This is a genomic window from Enterobacter cloacae complex sp. I1M (assembly GCF_014982425.1).
GTDB lineage: Bacteria > Pseudomonadota > Gammaproteobacteria > Enterobacterales > Enterobacteriaceae > Enterobacter > Enterobacter intestinihominis.
This window is the reverse complement of record NZ_JADCLG010000076.1, coordinates 1-574: the sequence shown is the minus strand read 5'-3', so window position 1 is coordinate 574 and position 574 is coordinate 1. Positions and strand designations below refer to the sequence as shown.

1 protein-coding gene is annotated in these 574 nt (G+C 39.7%); it reads left to right on the top strand.

Annotated elements, in window-relative coordinates; genetic code table 11:
- Positions 1-78 precede the first annotated feature (78 nt).
- On the top strand, positions 79-574 hold a 496-nt coding region (locus INF86_RS22290; RefSeq protein WP_193543954.1), incomplete at its 3' end, for an inovirus Gp2 family protein.

Here is a 574-nt window from a genome sequence, read left to right as displayed (position 1 = left end):
ATAATAGACACCTTACTAGCTAATTATGTTAATAGATAAGGTTTTAGTATACTGTAGGACTAACTACAAGGTATAAATATGGAGTTATATCATGGTTCTCATGGTGAGCATGTACTCGCCTATAAAAAGCATATTGAACGAGTCGTCAATGATGCTGTAAGTGAATTCCCTAGAACAATGGCATTACGTATTGATGCCCATTATCCCCCTATATTAGATAGAGGAGATACAGTTTGCTGTTTCCCAAATCTGGAGCCTGGAGCGATATCCCGTTTCCGTAATGCGTTAAATGCAATGCTGGAGGCCAATGAGAAAGCCAGAGCAGCTAACGGTAAACGAATCTATCCAAACCGTGTTCGTCACGTTTGGGTACGTGAGTTTTCCGAAGAGGGAAAATGCCACTTTCATCTTGGTCTTTTTTTTAACAAAGATGCTTATTACCATTTAGGTGATTATGAGGCTGAAAGCAATTTACGGATGATGATTGTAAGGGCATGGTACAGTGCCCTGGGGTTGGAACTGGATGATTATCCGGGATTAGTTCATTATCCTGAAAACTGTCGTTATATATTAG